Annotated in this window: 22 protein-coding genes and 1 tRNA gene; 11 read left to right on the top strand and 12 right to left on the bottom strand. The window is 67.6% G+C overall.

Annotation, left to right across the window (positions count from 1 at the left end; translation table 11 throughout):
- Window positions 1-64 precede the first annotated feature (64 nt).
- The 9 genes from tssE to tssA form a co-directional block, all read right to left on the bottom strand.
- Window positions 65-598 (bottom strand): type VI secretion system baseplate subunit TssE, encoded by a 534-nt coding sequence (gene tssE, locus AC07OY_RS20635; protein ID WP_495044491.1) that lies wholly within the window; start codon window positions 596-598, stop codon window positions 65-67.
- Window positions 598-1,428, bottom strand: a complete 831-nt coding sequence (locus AC07OY_RS20630; RefSeq protein WP_495044490.1) for a type VI secretion system accessory protein TagJ — start codon at window positions 1,426-1,428, stop codon at window positions 598-600. Before AC07OY_RS20630 ends, tssE begins: the two co-directional genes overlap by 1 nt.
- Window positions 1,418-1,987 (bottom strand): double zinc ribbon domain-containing protein, encoded by a 570-nt coding sequence (locus tag AC07OY_RS20625; protein ID WP_495044489.1) that lies wholly within the window; start codon window positions 1,985-1,987, stop codon window positions 1,418-1,420. The genes AC07OY_RS20630 and AC07OY_RS20625 overlap by 11 nt, the downstream gene beginning before the upstream one ends.
- A gap of 177 nt (window positions 1,988-2,164) precedes the next feature.
- Window positions 2,165-3,004 (bottom strand): Hcp family type VI secretion system effector, encoded by an 840-nt coding sequence (locus AC07OY_RS20620; protein ID WP_495044488.1) that lies wholly within the window; start codon window positions 3,002-3,004, stop codon window positions 2,165-2,167.
- 16 nt (window positions 3,005-3,020) lie between these two features.
- Window positions 3,021-3,587: an Hcp family type VI secretion system effector gene (locus AC07OY_RS20615; protein ID WP_495044487.1), complete on the bottom strand. Its 567-nt coding sequence runs from the start codon at window positions 3,585-3,587 to the stop codon at window positions 3,021-3,023.
- Window positions 3,588-3,846: 259 nt separating this feature from the next.
- The gene (locus AC07OY_RS20610) at window positions 3,847-4,347 is read right to left on the bottom strand and encodes an Hcp family type VI secretion system effector (RefSeq protein ID WP_495044486.1); all 501 of its coding nucleotides are present in this window, start codon (window positions 4,345-4,347) and stop codon (window positions 3,847-3,849) included.
- Window positions 4,348-4,440: 93 nt separating this feature from the next.
- The gene (gene tssC, locus AC07OY_RS20605; RefSeq protein ID WP_495044485.1) at window positions 4,441-5,934 is read right to left on the bottom strand and encodes a type VI secretion system contractile sheath large subunit; all 1,494 of its coding nucleotides are present in this window, start codon (window positions 5,932-5,934) and stop codon (window positions 4,441-4,443) included.
- 39 nt (window positions 5,935-5,973) lie between these two features.
- Window positions 5,974-6,468 carry a type VI secretion system contractile sheath small subunit gene (gene tssB, locus AC07OY_RS20600; protein WP_495044484.1) on the bottom strand — a complete coding sequence of 165 codons (495 nt, stop codon included), beginning with the start codon at window positions 6,466-6,468 and terminating at the stop codon, window positions 5,974-5,976.
- Between the two features lie 107 nt (window positions 6,469-6,575).
- Window positions 6,576-7,667 carry a type VI secretion system protein TssA gene (gene tssA / locus AC07OY_RS20595; RefSeq protein ID WP_495044483.1) on the bottom strand — a complete coding sequence of 364 codons (1,092 nt, stop codon included), beginning with the start codon at window positions 7,665-7,667 and terminating at the stop codon, window positions 6,576-6,578.
- Between the two features lie 157 nt (window positions 7,668-7,824).
- Here tssA and AC07OY_RS20590 point away from each other — a divergent pair, with 157 nt between their 5' ends.
- From AC07OY_RS20590 to AC07OY_RS20560, 7 genes are all read left to right on the top strand, one after another.
- Complete coding sequence (locus AC07OY_RS20590) at window positions 7,825-9,648, top strand: serine/threonine protein kinase (RefSeq protein ID WP_495044482.1); 1,824 nt, start codon at window positions 7,825-7,827, stop codon at window positions 9,646-9,648.
- Window positions 9,649-9,807: 159 nt separating this feature from the next.
- The gene (locus tag AC07OY_RS20585) at window positions 9,808-10,296 is read left to right on the top strand and encodes a hypothetical protein (protein WP_495044481.1); all 489 of its coding nucleotides are present in this window, start codon (window positions 9,808-9,810) and stop codon (window positions 10,294-10,296) included.
- Between the two features lie 147 nt (window positions 10,297-10,443).
- On the top strand, window positions 10,444-11,007 hold the full coding sequence (locus AC07OY_RS20580) for an RNA polymerase sigma factor (RefSeq protein ID WP_495044480.1): 564 nt from the start codon (window positions 10,444-10,446) through the stop codon (window positions 11,005-11,007).
- 202 nt (window positions 11,008-11,209) lie between these two features.
- Window positions 11,210-11,286 (top strand) — tRNA-Met (locus AC07OY_RS20575).
- A gap of 121 nt (window positions 11,287-11,407) precedes the next feature.
- Window positions 11,408-11,878 carry a hypothetical protein gene (locus tag AC07OY_RS20570; protein ID WP_495044479.1) on the top strand — a complete coding sequence of 157 codons (471 nt, stop codon included), beginning with the start codon at window positions 11,408-11,410 and terminating at the stop codon, window positions 11,876-11,878.
- A gap of 173 nt (window positions 11,879-12,051) precedes the next feature.
- The gene (locus tag AC07OY_RS20565) at window positions 12,052-12,321 is read left to right on the top strand and encodes a helix-turn-helix domain-containing protein (RefSeq protein ID WP_495044478.1); all 270 of its coding nucleotides are present in this window, start codon (window positions 12,052-12,054) and stop codon (window positions 12,319-12,321) included.
- Complete coding sequence (locus AC07OY_RS20560; RefSeq protein WP_495044477.1) at window positions 12,321-13,556, top strand: type II toxin-antitoxin system HipA family toxin; 1,236 nt, start codon at window positions 12,321-12,323, stop codon at window positions 13,554-13,556. The genes AC07OY_RS20565 and AC07OY_RS20560 overlap by 1 nt, the downstream gene beginning before the upstream one ends.
- Window positions 13,557-13,673: 117 nt before the next feature.
- On the opposite strand, the gene AC07OY_RS20555 is transcribed toward AC07OY_RS20560, so the two are convergent.
- Both AC07OY_RS20555 and AC07OY_RS20550 read right to left on the bottom strand, forming a co-directional pair.
- Window positions 13,674-14,174, bottom strand: a complete 501-nt coding sequence (locus tag AC07OY_RS20555) for a DUF4224 domain-containing protein (RefSeq protein WP_495044476.1) — start codon at window positions 14,172-14,174, stop codon at window positions 13,674-13,676.
- Between the two features lie 126 nt (window positions 14,175-14,300).
- The gene (locus AC07OY_RS20550; protein WP_495044475.1) at window positions 14,301-14,909 is read right to left on the bottom strand and encodes a hypothetical protein; all 609 of its coding nucleotides are present in this window, start codon (window positions 14,907-14,909) and stop codon (window positions 14,301-14,303) included.
- A gap of 96 nt (window positions 14,910-15,005) precedes the next feature.
- Here AC07OY_RS20550 and AC07OY_RS20545 point away from each other — a divergent pair, with 96 nt between their 5' ends.
- Window positions 15,006-15,863 (top strand): LysR substrate-binding domain-containing protein, encoded by an 858-nt coding sequence (locus AC07OY_RS20545; protein WP_495044474.1) that lies wholly within the window; start codon window positions 15,006-15,008, stop codon window positions 15,861-15,863.
- On the opposite strand, the gene AC07OY_RS20540 is transcribed toward AC07OY_RS20545, so the two are convergent.
- Window positions 15,860-16,234 carry a VOC family protein gene (locus AC07OY_RS20540; RefSeq protein WP_495044473.1) on the bottom strand — a complete coding sequence of 125 codons (375 nt, stop codon included), beginning with the start codon at window positions 16,232-16,234 and terminating at the stop codon, window positions 15,860-15,862. The genes AC07OY_RS20545 and AC07OY_RS20540 overlap by 4 nt on opposite strands.
- A gap of 103 nt (window positions 16,235-16,337) precedes the next feature.
- Here AC07OY_RS20540 and AC07OY_RS20535 point away from each other — a divergent pair, with 103 nt between their 5' ends.
- From AC07OY_RS20535 to AC07OY_RS20525, 3 genes are all read left to right on the top strand, one after another.
- Window positions 16,338-16,811, top strand: a complete 474-nt coding sequence (locus AC07OY_RS20535) for an Lrp/AsnC family transcriptional regulator (RefSeq protein ID WP_495044472.1) — start codon at window positions 16,338-16,340, stop codon at window positions 16,809-16,811.
- On the top strand, window positions 16,808-17,188 hold the full coding sequence (locus tag AC07OY_RS20530) for a DnaJ family domain-containing protein (protein ID WP_495044471.1): 381 nt from the start codon (window positions 16,808-16,810) through the stop codon (window positions 17,186-17,188). The genes AC07OY_RS20535 and AC07OY_RS20530 overlap by 4 nt, the downstream gene beginning before the upstream one ends.
- Before the next feature lie 69 nt (window positions 17,189-17,257).
- Window positions 17,258-17,959 (top strand): NIPSNAP family protein, encoded by a 702-nt coding sequence (locus tag AC07OY_RS20525; RefSeq protein ID WP_495044470.1) that lies wholly within the window; start codon window positions 17,258-17,260, stop codon window positions 17,957-17,959.

Raw genomic sequence — 17,959 nt, 5'->3', positions numbered from 1 at the left:
GCCGTCCCCTCGGGGGACCGACTGGGCGCGCCCGCGTTCAGCGCGGCGAGACTGGGCGAGGGGCTCATCTCATGTCCCGGACGGCGGCCTGGCCGGTGTCGACGTCGACGTCGGCACTCAGCACCAACTCGAGCGGCACGGGCTGGTTCCACATCTGGCCCTTGATGGTCAGGCGCAGGCTGGTGGGCCGCAGGCCGGTGCTCATGTCATTGACGATGCGGACCTCGACGGTCGCCGGGTCCAGGCGCGGCTCGAAGCGGATGATGGATTGGCGCACCTGGGCTTCGATGACGGGGAAGTTGTGCACCGAGAAGGCCTGGCCGGTCAGGGGCAGGATGCCGAAGTTGAGCACCGAGTCGCGCGCATGGGGCACGCTCTGCCACAGCGCCACGCGCTCGCGGTCCGGGTTCCAGCGCGGGTCGGGCTCTTCGCAGACGGCATTGAACAGCCACGACAGGTCGCGCAGCACCGCGTCGCGCAGCTGCTTGCGGTTGAGCACGCGGGCTTCGGGAGCCTCGACCCTGGAGCCAGGATCGTTGTCGGTGAGCCGGTCCAGCAGCGAAGGCTGGAGGCGGTCTTGCGCGCCGAGGCCGGCCATCAGGCGCCTTCGGTCGGCGCGTTGAAGCTGATGTCGCGAATGGCCATCAAATCGTGGTCGCCGATGTCGCTGGTCAGCACGCGCTGGCCGAGGCCGGCATAGCGGTCTTCGCCGGGCAGGGGCTGCCACTCGGTCTTGCGCGCCAGGTTGATCAGGCCGTCTTCGCTCTTCTCGGAGCCGGGGTAGCGCGTGGGCACGAGGGCGACGCTGTTGCCGCCGTTGGTGAAGCTCAGCTGGGCCGGCATCCAGACGCAGTCGCGCAGGTCCTCGGGGGCGTCGAAATGGATCTTGGCCAGGTGCTTGAAGGGCACCCAGGTGTAGTGGCCGTTCAGGCAGACCTCGAGCACGGGGCCGAGGCGCGAATCGGCATCGGCCAGCCATTCGAAAGCCTGGCCGTCGATGCTGCCGGCGCTGGTCGGCGCGGCCTCGAAAGCCTTGCTGGCGAGGTCGACGGCAAGCGCGTGATTGCCTTCGCCCTGCTGCTTCAGCGATTCGATCAGCTGGGCCACCCAGGCCTCGGGCTGGCCGAAGACGACGGGCGTGCGCTGGCCGGCGAAGACCTGGGCGCGCAGCAGCTCGCAGCGGATGGCGTGGCCGACGGTCTCGCGCATGGGGATGGCGAGCTTGTCCATGTCGGCGACGACGTTGAGCTGGGTGTGGGCCCGCTCCCACTGGCCCAGCACGCTGAGCAGCTGGGACATGAAGGTGCGCAGCTTGGGGTCGGCCGGCTTGGCGCGAACGGCTTCGGTCAGCCTGGCCAGTGCCGCGCGCGGGTCGCCGGCGCGGAGAAGCTCTTCGGCGGCTTGTTGGGGCGTGAGATCAGAAGCCATGGCCGCAGTCCGTGCAAAAGCGCGCCTGGCGCGAAAGGGTGACGCCGCAGGCCGGGCAGCTCTTGTGGGTGCTGGCCATGTCGAAACCGCACTCGTGGCAGAAGCGCCCGCCCTGGCTGGGCGTCTGGCAGTTGGGGCAGGCCGAGCCGCCGCTGGAGGCGCCGTAGCCGCCACCGCCTCCGGAAGCCGAGGCCGCCTTGGTGGCGCACTCCCGGCAACTGCCCGTGCTGCTGTTCCAGCACTCGCGGCCGGCCCATTTGCGGCAGCTCTCGCAGCGCTCGTACAGCGCTGCGGCGGCGGCCTTGGCTTCGGCCAGGGCTTCGCCCTTGGCGCCCGCCGAACCGGCTTCGGCAAACGCGCCGGTGGCGCGGCTGGCCTTGTTCAGGTCGTAGAACATGAAGGCAAAGCGGCTCAGCCAGCCCGTGACCTGGCCCTTGCGATAGGGCTTGAAGGCCGAACGTGACGTCTCGCCGCATTTCTCGCAGAAGAACTCGAACTGAAAGCCCGCCGACACGTCGCTCATGGACGTGCTGACATCGCGGTAATTGGTCAAAGACATATCAGTAGTCCGGCTTCCTGGCGTGGCACGGTGGCGTCTTTCGGGCCGAGCGCTGGGCCGCTCCCGAGCCGGTCCGTCTGGCGATGTGCTTGTGGCTCGATGCCACAAGCATCGCCGTCCCCTCGGGGGATCGACCAGACTCGTTCAGCGACGCGAGGATGGGCGAGGGGCTCTTCTTCATATCGGCGAACCGATGTTCTTCATGGTGAAGGCGCGCATGGTGCCCTGCGAGGCCGTCTTGGCCGCGCCCTGGGCTGCGTTGCCGTGCGAGTAATGCGAGGGCGGATTCTTGTAGACATAGGCCAGCGCGCCGAACTCGCAGGTCCACTCTTCCATCATCTCCGTCATCAGGTCCGACACCGAGACCACCAGCTTGTAGTCCAGCAGGCGGATCTTCTGGATGGTGAAGACCAGTGAGGTGCCGTCCGCTGCGGTGGCCGAGCGCTTGTGGATGGTGAGGGTGCCCGACGGAAAGATGTCGCCGGCCTTCATCGAGTTCAGCATCTGCGTGCTGGAGAGGTCGATGCGCTTGGTGAAGGTGATCTCGAAATTGCGGTTGCGATCGGCCGCGGCATAGGCGGCTTCGCGCTTCTCGTCCTCGGAGGGCGCATCCGTGTTCTTCTCGCGCTTCTTGCCGATGGCGCTGGAAGAGTTCTGGTAGTCCTTCCAGAGCTTCTTGCGTTCGCTGACATAGGCCGCATGGGCCATGTGCGCATCCTTGCCCGCATCCAGCGCCTTCAGATAGGCCTTGTCGATGGCCTCATCCGCCTTCTCATAGTCCGAGCTGAGGTGCTTGCGCTTGAGCTCGCTGCTCTTCTGGCTGTCGGCCAGTTCGCGCGCCTCTTCATAGGCGCTGCTCGCCTTCTCGGCGTTCTTGCGCTCTTCCTCGTTGTGCAGATTCCATTTCATGGACTCGATCAGCACCTGGCCCTGGAAGAGCTGGGACACGGACTCGCCCACGATCGGCACGCGGGTCGGTCGCAGCAGGATCATGAAGATGTCGGCATCGGCGCCCATGTCTTGCCTGTCTGTCTTAGAGGTCGCCGGAGGGGACCGTGTAGAAGAACGGTGCCGTGGGCAGGTTGTCCTTGCCCATCGCCTTCATGTAGGCGATCTTGATGCTCTTGAAGTTCAGCACCCAGCTCTCGATGACTTCCTTGGAGATGCCGTCGTCCCGCACCTCCAGCGAACAGCTCTCGAAGTAGCCGTTGGTGGCCGCCAGCACCAGGCCCGGCTGGTGGATGAGGCGGCCGCCCTGCTTGATGTTGAGCAGCGTCAGCGACGCGCTGATCACCGGGATGTGGTTGTCCAGGCAGGAGTGCATCAGCGAGGAGCCGACGTCGAAGCGCTTCTTGAAGCTCAGCGGCTCCATCTTCATCGTCACCGTGCTGCCCAGGCCGATCAGCGAACCCGCGGCACTGGCCGCGGCGGCGGCGCGCTCGGCCATCGTGGTCGGCTTCTTCTTGGTGCTCTTCAGGGCATGCATGCCCCAGTCGAACTCCAGGATCTCGATCGAGCCTTCCCAGCCCTCGAGCAGCCCCTCGCCCACCACCGGGCCGGCGGCGGTGATGAGTTGCATGAAGATGTTGGAACGACTCATCTGGTGGACCCCTCGTCCGGTCCCGCCCGCTGAACGCGAGGCGAATCCGGCCGGCCTTGCCGGCCGCGCCGCGGCATGAGCCGCAGCCCTTCGCCAGGCACAGGGCGCCCACTGCGCGCCCTGTGTCCGGGCTCAGCCCCCGAGGGGACGGCGATGCGTGCCGGATCGACCGGCAAGCACATCGCCACGGCGGGCCGGCTTGGGGCGGCCCGGCGCTCGGCCCGGCATGCGAACACGAACAAGACGTCCACCCAGAGAATCAAGCGGACGGCGAAGCCGTGCCGGCCGGGATATCCCAGTTGTAGGTCTTGGGCGCGCCCAGCTTGCCGGACTTGTTGTCCTGCGGCTTGTATTCGATCTTGACGGTCTTGAAGACCATCTCGATCTTCTGCGTGACGTTGCCTTCCTCGGTGCCGCTCTGGTTGACCTTGGTGATGAAGCAGCCTTCCATGGTCATGGTGAAGTAGGTCTCGGGCGTCGCGGTGCCCGTCGTCTTCATCATCTGCAGCTCGACCTTGGGGAAGGCGCGGCCGGTACAGATATAGCCCAGGATCACGGTCGACGAGGTGTCGAAATAGTGTTCCCAGTTCATCTTGCCGGGGTTGGGCTTGCCCACCGAGGCGCCGCCGCCCTTGGTCCAGCTGGTCTCGGCTTCGACTTCCCAGTCCCAGCCCTGGATCTCGATCCACTTTTCCTTGCCCTTCTGGATGGACTCGCCATCGGCCTTGTCGAAGAAGGTGAGGAATGCATTGACTGCCATGTTGATATCTCCTTTAGGGGTTCAAAGCGCGGGAATGGTGGTGATTGAGAAGACCCGTCCTGCTCCCGCGCCGGGCGAGTTCTTCCGAACTGTTTAAGCCGACTTTTCGGACGGCAGCTTGGACACGAGCCTCAGCGACACGGTCAGGCCTTCGAGCTGGTAGTGCGGCTTCAGGTAGAACTTGGACTGGTAGTAGCCCGGCGCGCCTTCCACTTCCGAGACCTCGACCTGGGCGGCCGCCAGCGGGCGCATGGCCTTGGTCTCTTCCGAGGAGTTCATCGGATCGCCGTCGACGTAGTTCAGGATCCAGCTGTTGAGCCAGTCTTCCATCGCGTCGCGCGACTTGAAGGAGCCGACCTTGTCGCGCACGATGCACTTCAGGTAGTGGGCGAAGCGGTTGCAGGCGAACAGATAGGGCAGGCGGGCGGCGAGGGCGGCGTTGGCCGTCGCATCGGCGTCGTCGTACTCGGCGGGCTTCTGCAGGGACTGGCCGCTGATGAAGGCGGCGAAGTCGCTGTTCTTGCGATGCACCATCGACAGGAAGCCGTTCTTGGAGAGCTCGGCCTCGCGGCGGTCCGAGATGGCGATCTCGGTCGGGCACTTCATGTCCACGCCGCCGTCGTCGGTCGGGAAGGTGTGGGTGGGCAGGCCCGTCACCGCGCCGCCCGACTCGACACCGCGGATGCGCGAGCACCAGCCGTACTGCTTGAACGAGCTGTTGATGTTGACCGCCATCGCGTAGGCCGCGTTGGACCAGGTGTACTTGCTGTGGTCGGCGCCTTCGGTGTCTTCCTCGAAGGCGAACTCGTCGACCGGCGCGGTCTTGGCGCCATAGGGCACGCGCGACAGGAAGCGCGGCATGCAAAGGGCCAGGTAGCGGGCGTCGTCGGATTCGCGCAGCGAGCGCCAGGCGGCGTACTCGGGCGTCGTGAAGATCTTGGTCAGGTCGCGCGGGTTGGCGAGTTCCTGCCAGCTTTCCATCTGCATGACGCTGGGGGCGGCGCCGGTCACGAAGGGGGCGTGGGCGGCAGCGGCGATCTTGCTCAGTTCGCCCAGCAGCTCGACGTCGGGCGGGGTGTGGTCGAAGTGGTAGTCGCCCACCAGGCAGCCATAGGGCTCGCCGCCGAACTGGCCGTATTCCTCTTCGTAGAGGCGCTTGAACAGCGGGGACTGGTCCCAGGCCGTGCCCTTGAAGCGCTTCAGCGTCTTGCCCAGGTCCGTCTTGGACACGTTCATCACGCGGATCTTGAGCTGCTCGTCGGTCTCGGTGTTGTTGACGAGGTAGTGCAGGCCGCGCCAGGCGGACTCCAGCTTCTGGAAGTCCTCGTGGTGCATGATCAGGTTGACCTGCTCGGTGAGCTTCTGGTCGATGGCCGCGATCATGGACTCGATGGTCTTGACGGCGTCGTCGCTGAGCAGGGCCGTGTTGGACAGGGCCTGCTGGGCCAGCGTCTGCACCGCCTGCGCCACGGCGCCGCGCGCCTCGTCGGTCTTGGGCTTGAATTCCTTGTTCAGCAGGGCCGCGAAGTCATTGCCTTCGAAGGTCACGCCTGCCAGGGCCGATGCTGACTGTTCCGCTTGGGTCATGTTTGAAAACTCCGGTCGGTTTCTTCTGAGGGCTGCGGCTTATTCGGCCTTGGGGGCGTCGGTCAGCGTCTTCAGCAGCGTCGGGTCGGCGAGCACCTTGGCGATCAGGTCGCCGGCACCGCTCTTGCCGTCCATGTAGGTGATGAGGTTGGACAGCTGCTGGCGGGCCTCGAGCAGCTTGTTCAGGCCGTCGACCTTGCGCGCCACGGCGGCGGGCGAGAAGTCGTCCATGCTCTCGAAGGTGATGTCCACCGGCAGGCTGCCTTCACCGGTCAGCGTGTTCTCGACATTGAAGGCCACGCGCGGCTTCATGGACTTCATGCGCGAGTCGAAGTTGTCGACATCGATCTCGAGGAACTTGCGGTCCGACACCGGCGGCAGCGGGTCCTCGGGCTTGCCCGACAGGTCGGCCATGACGCCCATCACGAAGGGCAGCTGCACCTTCTTCTCGGCACCGTAGAGCTCGACGTCGTACTCGATCTGCACCCGCGGGGCCCGGTTGCGGGCGATGAATTTCTGGCTGCTCTTGCTCATCTCAATGCTCCTTGCGGATGGGATTCAGGGGTTCAGAAAATGTGGGGCCACGAAGACTTCTGCGGGGTGTGCTTGATCAGACGACATCGCAGCACCTGTTGCGACTTTCATTGCAGGCTGTCGGGGTCCACGCCCAGCATACGAGCCACTTCGCCCACGGCATCGGGGGCAAACTCTCGTACCAGCTGCAGGAAGTTGCGGTCGATGAGACGTTGGGCACGGCGCAGCAGGTCGGCGGCCGGGTTGGTGGGCTCGTGCTTCTCGAGGTAGGCGCAGACGAGCTCGATGGCGCGCACGGCGTCGGCGCGGCTCTCGATGGCGCCCAAGCCACCGCCGCCGCCGCTGCGGCCCCGGCGCGCTGGCGCGGGAGCGTCGTCGTCCTGGGCGATGCCGAGGTCATTGAGCATGCCGGCGAGGTCGTCGGAGTCGGCATCGATGCTGACCGGGCGTGGCGACACGGCGACGACGCCGTCCAGCATGCGGCGCAGGGCCGCGAAGTCGGGCACGTCGCCGTAATTGAGGCGCATGGACAGGCAGGACACCAGGGAGTCCAGTGCCTCGACGGCGTCGGTCGCCTGGCTGGCCAGATGCGGATAGCTGGCCGCGGCGTCGGCCAGCATGTTCTCGATCTGTCCCTGCGAGGGCACTGATTCGTCGTCGCGAGCCACCAGGTCGCCCATGGCGATCTCGATGTCCCGCACGCTGATCTGGCCGATGCCCCGGTCGCTCAGCACCAGGCTGGCGCGCACATCGCCGAGGGTCGCGTCCAGGCTGGTCAGCTCGTTCAGCACATTGACGCGGGCGAAGGCGTCGCCGTCGTCCAGGCGCGGGTGGAGTTCTTCCCACCAGCGGGTCAGCAGCTCCTCGAACAGGCGCAGGCTGGGCGCCAGCACCGCGAAGCCCTCCAGGCGCAGCCGGGCGCGCAACAGCAGATTGGCCACGCGCAGGTCGCGGCTGCGGCCGTTGATGTCCTCGGCGCCACTGCGCACCGCGCGCCAGTCCGGCGGCTCGGCGGGGGCGAACTGGGTTTCGGGTTTGCCCGCAGCCGCCTGGGTCAGGGCCAGGAAGTCGTTGTCGTACTCCAGGTCCGGGCCGCAGGGATCGTCTTCAGACACCGGTTCCAGCCAGGGTGCCAGCACGGGATCGCTGTCGAGCGACGGCGTGGTGTCGGGCTGGGCGTCGAAAGGGTTGCTGTCCATGGTGTCCGATCAGGTCCTGCGTCTGGGGCAGGCGGGAGTTCGGCCGGTAAGTAACCCGGGGCTGCGCTTAGTTCCCTGGGCCCTCACTTGTGTGAGGGGAGGCGGGAACGGAATGGCCTGCGGTGACACTCAGCAACTTGGACGTCCCGCCAGCAAGATGAACTCCTCCAGCGATCCGGAAGACAACGACGCGACCATCATCCGGCCGAGCGCCCCCGCGGGCCCGGGAGCCGCGGCGCCCGTCCCCTTCGAGGACGCGCCGACGGTGATGGGCACGCCGCCCACGCCCGAGCCCGAGGCCGCACCGCCGCCGGCCCGCGTCCCGCGCGACGAGGGCGGCAATGCCCTGCCCGTGGGCAGCCGCCAGGCCGAGTTCGAGGTCATCCGCGTGTTGGGCGAGGGCGGTTTCGGCATCGTCTACCTGGCGCGCGACCATGCGCTGGAGCGCACGGTGGCCCTGAAGGAATACATGCCCGCCGCCCTGGCCCTGCGCGGCGACAGCTCCCAGGTGAGGGTGCGCTCGGAGCGCCACCGCGACACCTTCGAGGCCGGCCTGAAGAGCTTCATCAACGAGGCGCGGCTGCTGGCCCAGTTCGACCATCCCTCCCTCGTCAAGGTCTATCGCTTCTGGGAGGCCAACGGCACGGCCTTCATGGTCATGCCCTTCATCGAGGGCAAGACGCTGAAGGACACGCTGAAGGAGATGCCCGAGCCGCCGACCGAGGCCTGGCTGATGGAGCTGCTGGCGCCGCTGACCGAGGCCCTGCTGGTGCTCCACGGCGAGAACTGCTATCACCGCGACATCGCGCCCGACAACGTCATCCTGGTGGCCGGCAGCGGCCGCCCCCTGCTGCTGGACTTCGGCGCCGCCCGCCGCGTCATCGGCGACATGACCCAGGCCCTGACCGTCATCCTCAAGCCCGGCTACGCCCCCATCGAGCAGTACGCCGAGGTGCCCAGCATGAAGCAGGGCCCCTGGACCGACGTCTATGCGCTGGCCGCCGTCGTCTACTGCGCCATCACCGGCCGCACGCCGCCGCCCAGCGTCGGCCGCATGGTCAAGGACGACTATGTGCCGCTGGCCGAGCGCGCCCAGGGCCGCTACAGCGAGCGCCTCGTCAAGGCCGTGGACCGCGCCCTGCAGGTGCTGCCCGACCAGCGCACGTCGTCCATGGGCGAGTTCCGCGAGGACCTGGGCCTGGCCGGCCATTACGCGCCCAAGCCCAGCCAGATGGCGACGCTGATCCAGGCCGCCCCGGCGGCACCGGCGGCCGCCCCTGGCGCCGCTGTTGCCCCGGCGCCCAGCCGCAAGCCCCTGCTGGTCGGCCTGGGCCTGGCCGGCCTGGCGGTGGCCGCTGCCGCGGCCTGGTTCGCGTCCCGGCCCGCGCCCCAGCCCGAGCCCGTCGCCGCCGCGGCGCCCGTCTCGGCGCCGGTTCCGGCACCCGCCCCCGCCGCCGCCGAAGAGCCCGTGGCGCGCGACCTGCCCAGCCAGTTTCGCTCCCTCGTCGCCCGCCACAGCGAGGGCTTCGACGTGCATGCCGAGGCCGAGCGCGGCAAGCTTCGCATCGACCGCGACGAGCTGCGCTTCAGCGTCAGCGCCTCCAGGGAGGGCTATGTCTATGTGCTGCTGGCCGGCCCCGACGGCAGCCTGGTCCAGCTCTACCCCAACGACAAGGCCAAGAACAACCACATCGGCGCCGGCGAGACGCTGCGCCTGCCCGGTTCCAGCTGGCCGCTGAAGGCCAGCGACCCGCCGGGCCTGGAGCACTTCTTCGTGCTGGTCGCCGCCGAGCCGCGCAGCTTCGCGCCCTGGTCCACCGAGAAGGACCCGAGCTATGGCTTCCTGACCCTGCCCGCCCAGGGGCCTGCCGGCCTGCCAGCAGGCGCGCCGAGCTGGCTGCTCGGCCAGCCGGATTGCGGCCATGCCAACTGCCGGGCTGAGTACGGCGCCGCGATGTTCAGCGTCGAAGCCGTCAAATAGGCGGCGGCGCGGAACCCGGTCGCGATCGTGGTTACCCATGACATGCCGGATGTTGATTGCCGGCATCCACCGCCGACTCTGGATCGCGTTCTGAACCCCACCCCAGCCCCTGTCGACCCTGCGCGGGCGACACCCCCGTCGCCCGGTCTGGAGGCCTTCGTGAGCGCCGCGTCCGCCGGGCCACTGCTGTGGGCCAGCCAGGTGGACGGGCGCTTGGAGGTCAGCGGCGGCGCCACGCCGGCTGACGGCGTGTCGATGGAGATAGGCCGCCTCTTCGTCGCCGCCCTGCGCGAGCATTACGGCGAGGCCGCCAGCGCCATCGCCGAGCGGGAATGGCGGCTCAACCAGCGCTCGCGGCGCCTGCTGCAGGCGCGCACGGTCAAGCACGTGGTGGCCTGCGCCGAGTCGGCCTTCAGCCTGCTGCTCGCCCAGTCCAGCCTGGTGCAGATCGAGTTCTCGGCCGTCATGCTGGGCTGGCGTTTCCGCCGTGTCGCCGAAGGGCTGGGTCTGGACCCGGCGGCCCTGGCCGTCGAGCGCCGCCAGGCCCTGGATCAGGCCATGGCGGCGGACTTCAGGCTGCCGCCGCCGGCCGACGCCGATGCCCTCGCCCGGCGCCTGCGGACCCTGCTCGGCCAGAGTCCGCATTGATTTCGTGACGGAGTTCACGGCCTCAGGGGTAAACCCACGCCCGTGAATGCGGGGTGGGGCGGGTCTGCCTTGTCGCGAGTCCCGGGCCAACGGCGTCTGATCAGACAGGGCGGCCATTCCGGCCGCATCACCCGCTCGGAGCCCGCCATGCAGCCCCAGTGCCAACCGATCCGCCACCCCGCAGTTGCCGACCCCAATGTCATCTTCTCGGAGCTGTTCGGCGAACACCGCGACCGCCTCTACCGCTTCGTGCTGCGCCATATCGGCGACAGCACCGAGGCCGAGGAGCTGGCCCAGCAGGCCTTTGTGGAGGCAGCCCGCACGCTGGAGCAGTTCCGCGGTGAATCGCAGCTGTCGACCTGGCTCTATGGCATTGCGATGAACCTGGTGCGCAACCACCTGTCGCGCTCGCCGTCGCGGCTCTATCGCTTCGAGGATGAGACCGCGCTGGACGCGACGCCCTGCCTGCAGGCCAATCCCGAGCAGCAATGCCATATGAACCAGCTGATGGTGCTGCTGCAGACCGAGCTCGACGGCCTGATGCCCGAGATGCGCGAAGTGCTGCTGCTCGTCGCCATGGACGACATGAGCTACGAAGACGCCGCCGCCCTGCTGTCGGTGCCCATCGGCACCGTGCGCAGCCGCGTGTCGCGCGCCCGCTCGCATCTGCGCACCCGGCTGCAAGCCCGCGGCGCCCAGTTGCCTTTCTGAGCGCGCCTCATTTCACGGGCGCCGGCGGGAGCTATTGATAGCTCACCATCGTCGGTGCGTGACCCCGCTGCGCACGCTGGCCGCCGGCCCCGCTTTCTTGGCAAGGAGCGCGGCACGGTGCAGAACGCCGACGCCGCCAAGACACCCATCTGACATCAAATTGCCGGGAGCCTCAAAACCCGTGTATACTGCTAGCTTCAGTCGCGGGGTGGAGCAGTCTGGTAGCTCGTTGGGCTCATAACCCAAAGGTCGTCGGTTCAAATCCGGCCCCCGCAACCAAATACGGAAACCCGTTGAGTCGCAAGGCTCAACGGGTTTATCTATTTCGGTCGGCATTTCGTCTGCGTCGCGGGCTGATGCGTCTCCGGGAAGCGGTTGCCCCGCTTACTACACTCGGGCGATGAACCGCCTTTGCCAGGTTCGGGTTTCGATCGGAGCCACTCTCGCTTTGTCAGGCGCATCGCCTGACGCCCCTGCCGACGCCTTGCCATTCACCCAATGGTTGACCATGAAGGTTGACCGATGTGAAGAGGTCACTTTCAAAGCGCCTGAGGGCAACAGCTCTTATGTGCCCGGTGCCAGCTTCAAGACGGCGGTTGTTTCGGGCGTGGTTTTGACCTCAGGCGTTGTGCCCAACAATTTCGATGCCGGCATGCAGCGATTGGCGGAGCGGGCCGCTGCGGGACTGCCAGCGCCGGGGGAGTCGTTCGAAGTGGCGGTGGTTGGCAGCGGCTATGTGCCGGCGAGTTGCCAAGCATTGAACGGCACCACGCGGAAGTTCCTGCTCCAGAAGGGCAACTGCGACACGCTGCCTTACCGCGGAGCCTGTGTGGTCTCCAAGCCGTTGGCGCTGTCCTTTGCTTCAGCGTAGGTGGTGGACTCGCGCGCACGCCTGAGGTCCTTGCTGCCCAGCGGGCTGCATGCCGCGCCAAAGCCTTTCCGACATCCGCATGAGTGTCTCCGCGCCATACCGATGGCGCAGGGTGTCGTTTATGAACGACGAACTAATGCGCTTGCCTATGGGATTCTGGCATCATGTCGTCTATGAGCGACATGATTCGTTTGCCGACGGAGCTCGGACTGGCAATCAGAGCCGCCCGGCAAGCCGCGGGTATGAGCATCAAGGAGCTGGCGGAACAGTCCGGCCGCGTCCGAGACGTGATCTACCGGTTGGAGGGAGGCAAGGACACTTCCTTGATCTCGCTGTTTGCTGTCCTGTCGGTGTTGAAGCTGACGATGCGGCTGGAACCGGCTGGGCGTCCGACGCTAAGTCAGGTTCAGGCGAGATTCGGCGTGGACGATCAGGACGAGTGATGGCGCTGCCTGACAAGATCCGCGCGCTGGACGTATCCATCAATGCGCGCGCCGCAGGTCAGTTGCTCAAGACCTCGAACTATGAATTCCGGTACGCCACGCCGGATCCCGATCAGCCGAGCGTCGCGCTGCTCATGCCGGCACGCGAACGGCCGACCTGGCAGGACGGCGCGCTTTTCGCCGTGATGGATCAGTCCTTGCCCGAGGGCGAACTGCTGTTGCGGTTGAGCATGATGTTCCCGAAGCATCGGCTGCAGCCCATGCACTTGCTTGCGATGGTGGGGCAGAACGGTATTGGCAACCTCGGCTACGGGCTGCCAGGCGTCGAGCCGTCCACCGCGCCGACTCACATCGAGCGGGAGGCGCTGTTGGCGCTGCCGTTTACACCAGAGCTGTACGAAGATCTGGTGCGGGCCTATCTCAGTTCAGGCGTCGGCATTGCCGGTGTGCAGCCCAAGATCATGGTGGCGGACCGGGCGACCGTACCCATCCCCTCGGTGATCGTGAAGGTCGCTTCGGCGGCTTATGCAGGTCTGGCAGCCAACGAGTTCCTGTGCCTGTCAGCAGCGAAGCGGGCGCAGATCCCGACGCCTGGCTTTGAGCTGTCCCACGACGGCCAGATGCTGATCGTCGATCGCTTTGACCTGAACCATCAGCAGGATGGCCAGATCGAGCGCCTGGGCTTCGAAGACATTGCCTCGCTGATGAACCTGCGCGTTCGCGATGTGCTGTCTGAACGCAAGTACCGCGGGAGTTACCAGCGCATCGGCGAGCTGTTGCGGTACCTGCAGCTGCCGGGGGAGGACCTGCAGCGGTTCTTCGAGCAGGTGGCGCTGAGCGTGATGGTCCGCAACGGTGACGCCCACCTCAAGAACTTCGGCTTGCTCGTGCAGCCGGCCGGCATCCCGAGGTTGTCGCCACTGTTCGACGTTGTGACGACAGCGGTCTACACCTACATCCGCTTCGTTGGCGATGAGGAGCAAACCGACCGCACGATGGCGCTCAAGCTCTTTGCGGGAAAGCATCACAGCAAGGCGTACCCGACGACCGAGGAGTTGCTCCAGTTCGGCACTGAGGTCTGCGGCGTGGTGAGGCCGCGTGCGGTGCTGGAGCGCATTGCCGAAGCGATGCATGAAACGCTGGGAGAGGCCAAGGGGGACGCGCGCATACCGGCTTCGCTGCTGGCCTTGATGCAGCCTGTCTGGGAGGTGGGCATGAAGTACCCATCGTCGTAGGCTCATGACCCAAGGGTCGTCGGTTCAAATCCGGCCCCCGCAACCAAGAATAAAGAGTCCTGTGAAGGACTCCGCAAAGCCCGCCCAGTGCGGGCTTTGTCGTTTCCGGGCCGGTGATCAGTTGACCAGGGCCGCCTGGAAGCCCCAAGCGTTCTTGGCGGGCAGGCGGTCGGCCAGCCATTCGCGCACATGGAAGCGGCTGACGAGCAGGCGGTTGCGCAGCAGCTTGTGCGGGATGCAGCCGGCCGTCAGCGCCTCGACCTGGCTGCCGACAGAGCGGCGGCCCGTCAGGTCCCGGAGTTCTTCCGGCGTCATGAATTCCTGCCATTGCGCGGCGACGGACGCTGCCTTGGCCTCCTGCAGGCCCGGCTCGACGACGGGCGTCGGGGCGGGAGCCGGAGCGGTGCGGGAAGCGCGCGGCTTGGCGACCTCGACGATGGTGTGGCTCCAGCAGCTCTTGACGTTCTCGCCGCACAGGATCTCGTAGCGCTTGGACAGCACCTCGCGGCGGCGGCGGGCCTTCTCTTCGGTGCGGCGGGCGTGGTCGACAAACCAGCCCGGCAGGCGGCTCATCAGTTCGGCGGTGCGGGTGGCGGTCATGGCGGTCGTGGCGTTCATGGCTGTCTCCTGTTGATGGAAGCAGTTTCGGCGCCGGCCGCTTGCGGGGGTATCGCCCCGAGGAGGGGGCGAGGGGGGATGGCGCAGGGAGCATCCCCCTCGTCTCCCCCCAAAGAGGGATGAAGCTCAAGACCGGCGGGGCCGGCCCTGGTCGCAGAGCCTGGCCGGGTCTGCGCGCGTGAACTCGGCCGTCCAGTTGGTCTCCCAGGTCTTGTCGTCATAGGAAAAGGCCTGGGCCCAGCGGGCATGGTTGGCGTCCAGGTTCTCCCAGGTGAAGCGCACCTTGACGGGCTTGTCGCCGTCCTTGTCCTCGGCGTAGAACTCGCCGCGCTTGCCGCCGGCAAAGCCGCCGACGACGGGATTGGGATCGAACTTGCCCGAGGGCGTGGCGACCCAGAAGATGGACCACTGGCGCTTCTCGGTGTCGAAGGTGCGCAGCGTCAGGCCGCGGCGGCCCAGCGTGGGCATGTGGAGCTCATCGACATTGGCGATGCCGTCCAGGTAGTGGGTCATGCAGAGGTTGGACGGGAATTCGGTCCATTCCTGGCTGCCGACGTTGCGGGCCTTGAGGCGGCGCTGCACCGTCGTCCAGGCGCCGCCGAGGAAGTCGAAATCATGCATGTCGCCCTGGCGCGCCAGCGTGTAGCCGGGCGGCTCGGCCGCGCTGGCCGGCAGAGGCGCCAGCGCGGCGAGCAAGGCGAGGGCGGCGATGTTTTGGGTCGATGATGTGGGCATGGGGCGGTCCCTGGCTGGTTGGAAACCCAGTCTAGGAAGGCGTCCCGCGTCGCTCAAAACGATGATTCCTGCGCTTGATCTGAAGCCCTCCTTCAAATGGCCCTGAACCCGTCGCCGCTGCCGCTCGAGTCCCTGCGCGTGCTCGCGGCCTGCGTGCGCCACGGCAATTTCTCGCGGGCGGCGGACGAGCTCGCCATCACGCCGACGGCCGTCAGCCAGCGCATGCGGGCGCTGGAGGCGCAGCTCGGCGTCCAGCTCTTCGGCCGACATGGCCCGCGGCTGCTCGTGACCGAGCGCGCCGTGGCGCTGGCAGCCGGTGTCGAGCAGGCGCTGGCCCTGATGCGCACGGCCGTCGACGACTGCCGGCGTGCCCGGCCGCCGCTGCGCCTGACCTGCGCGCCGACCTTCGCCGCCTGCTGGCTGGTGCCACGGCTGGCGGGCTATCAGGCGCTGCCGGGTGCCGACGCCATCGCGCTGGACGCCGGCCAGGGTCTGTCGCCGGCCGGCAGCTTTGACGTCGCCATCCGCAGCGGCAGCGGGCCCTGGCCGGGCTATCGCGCCGCCCGCCTGTTGCCCGAGCAGGGCACCCCCATGCTCAGCCCGCGCCTGCTGGCGGGCCGCAGCACCTGCACGGTGCAAGAGTTGCTGGCCCTGCCGCTGATTCCCGACCCGCGCTGGCCGGCCTGGTTCCAGGCCGCGGGCCAGCCAGATGCCAGTCCCGGCTATGTCGCCACGCGCTTCCCGAACTACGAGCTGGAGGCCAGGGCGGCGATGCAGGGGCTTGGCGTGGCCCTGCTGTCGCCGCGGCTGTTCGCCGAGCCCTGCGAGCGTGGCGAACTGGTCGCACCGTTCGCAACGCTCATCGAGGGACCGGAAAGCTACTGGCTGCTGGCGCCGGCCGATGCGCCGGTCTCGCATTTCGAGCAGTGGCTGGGACAGCAGTTCGAGGCTTAGACGGCGTTGGTCAGCACCTCGATGCGATGGCCGTCGAGGTCATGGAACATCGCGCCGAAATAGGTCTCGCTGATGTCGGGCCGGGGCCGCGGGGTGAAGATGTCGCGGGCCGCCGAGGCCAGCGCGACTTCGTGGGCGGCCGCGACGGCGATGCGGTCCGGGGCGCCGAAAGCGACATGCGCGCCGCGCGCCACCACCGCCTCGTCCTCGGGCACGGGGTAGAGGAAGAAGCACCAGCGCTCCGGCGTGCCGAAGGCGGCCTCGCTGCCGGTGTCGCGCAGCAACTGCATGCCGAGCGGGGCCAGCACGCGGCTGAAGAAGGCCACTGATTCAGCGTAGTGGCGGGTGCCCAGGGACAGGTGATCGATCATCGGGAAGAACTCCTTGTTGGATGGCCGTCATGCTAGGAACGGCCCCGTGATGAATTCCGGCAAGATGTGTTGACCTTCCGCCGTTTGCCCGCAATTTCCGGCCATGACCGACCTGGACCTCGACCGCTTCGACCGCCAGTTGCTGACCCTGGTGCAGCAGGACGCCGCACTGACCGCCGAGCAGCTCGCCGAGCATGTCAGCCTGTCGGCCTCCGCCATCCAGCGCCGGCTCAAGCGCCTGCGCGAGCAGGGCGTGATCCAGCGCCAGATCGCCGTGCTGGACGCCGCCGCCGTCGGCCGCCCAACCACCTTCATCGCCGGCCTGCAGGTGGAGAGCGAGAAGCCCGAACTGATGGCAAGGCTGCGTACCTGGCTGGACGCTGAAGCCGCCGTGCAGCAGGCCTTCTATGTGACGGGCGAGGCCGACTTCGTCCTCGTCGTGGCGGCCTGGGATGCGGTCGCCTACGAGGCGCTGATGGCCCGGCTGCTGGCCGACAACCCCAATGTGCGGCGCTACACGACGCAGGTCGCCATGGGCGTGCTCAAGCGTGGCCTGGCGCTGCCCATCCCCGAATGACGCAGCCCACCGACTCCGAGCGCCGCAGGGCGCGCGATGCGTCCCTGCGGTCGCTGGACGAAGCCATTGCCGATCACCTGGCCGAGTCCTGGCGCAGTGGCGAGCTGCAAAGCGCCGAGAGCTTCGGCAAGCCCCTGGCCGAGCCCGAGGGCTGGGCGCAGACGCCGGTGGAGTTCCGCCTGCCGTTCAAGATCCTGAAGAACGCCGGCGCGCCGCCGGTGGAGGTCGAGCTGTTCAGGAAGCGGGCGCGGCTGCGCGCCGAACTCGAGGCCGCGACGGCCGACGAAGAGCGCCACCCCCTGCAGCAGCAACTGGCCGACCTGGAGCAGGCCCTGGCCCTGAGGCTGGAAGGCATGCGGGCCAGCGGCAGGCTGTAAAACACGACATGCGTTGACAGGTATGGCGGCGCAGACTGCACGGACCTTGAACTCCGTGGGCTCTGAGCCATGTCGCCAACGCTTCCGAAATCCTCACCACCCGCCGCGCCGGACTGCCGCGTCGTCGAGCTGCGCCAGTACACCCTGCACCCCGGCCAGCGCGACACGCTGATCGAGCTCTTCGACCGCGAGTTCGTCGAGACCCAGGAGGCCGTCGGCATCCGCGTGCTGGGGCAGTTCCGCGACCTGGACGGCCCGAACCGCTTCGTCTGGCTGCGCGGCTTTGCCGACATGGCGGCGCGCGGCGACGTGCTGCCGGCCTTCTACACGGGGCCGGCCTGGGCGGCGCACCGCAACGCGGCCAACGCGACCATGATCGACACCGACGACGTGCTGCTGCTGCGCCCCGCCTGGGAGGGCGCCGCGCTGCCCGCACAAGCGCGCGTCGATGCGCCCACGGGGCTGGTGCGCGCGCTGGTGCTGCATCTGAAGGCGCCGGCCGATGCCGAACTGTTGGCCCTATGTCGCGGCGCGGCCTCTGCCGAGGCGCGCCTGCAGGCCTGCTATGTCACCGAGGCCGCACCCAACAACTTTCCCCGCCTGCCGCTGCGTGAGCAGGAGTCGGTGCTGGTCGCCCTGGCCCTGTTCGACGACACGGCGGCCGGCGCGGCCTGGGCACGCGACCTCGATGCGTTGGCCCAGCCCTGGCTGGCCCGTCCGACGCAGAGCCTGCGCCTGACGCCCACCTCCCGCTCCGCCCTCCACGCCTGA

This window comes from Roseateles sp. GW821-FHT09H10 (genome assembly GCF_059415865.1).
The sequence above is the reverse complement of the archived record's forward strand: the minus strand, read 5'-3'. Positions and strand labels throughout refer to the sequence as shown.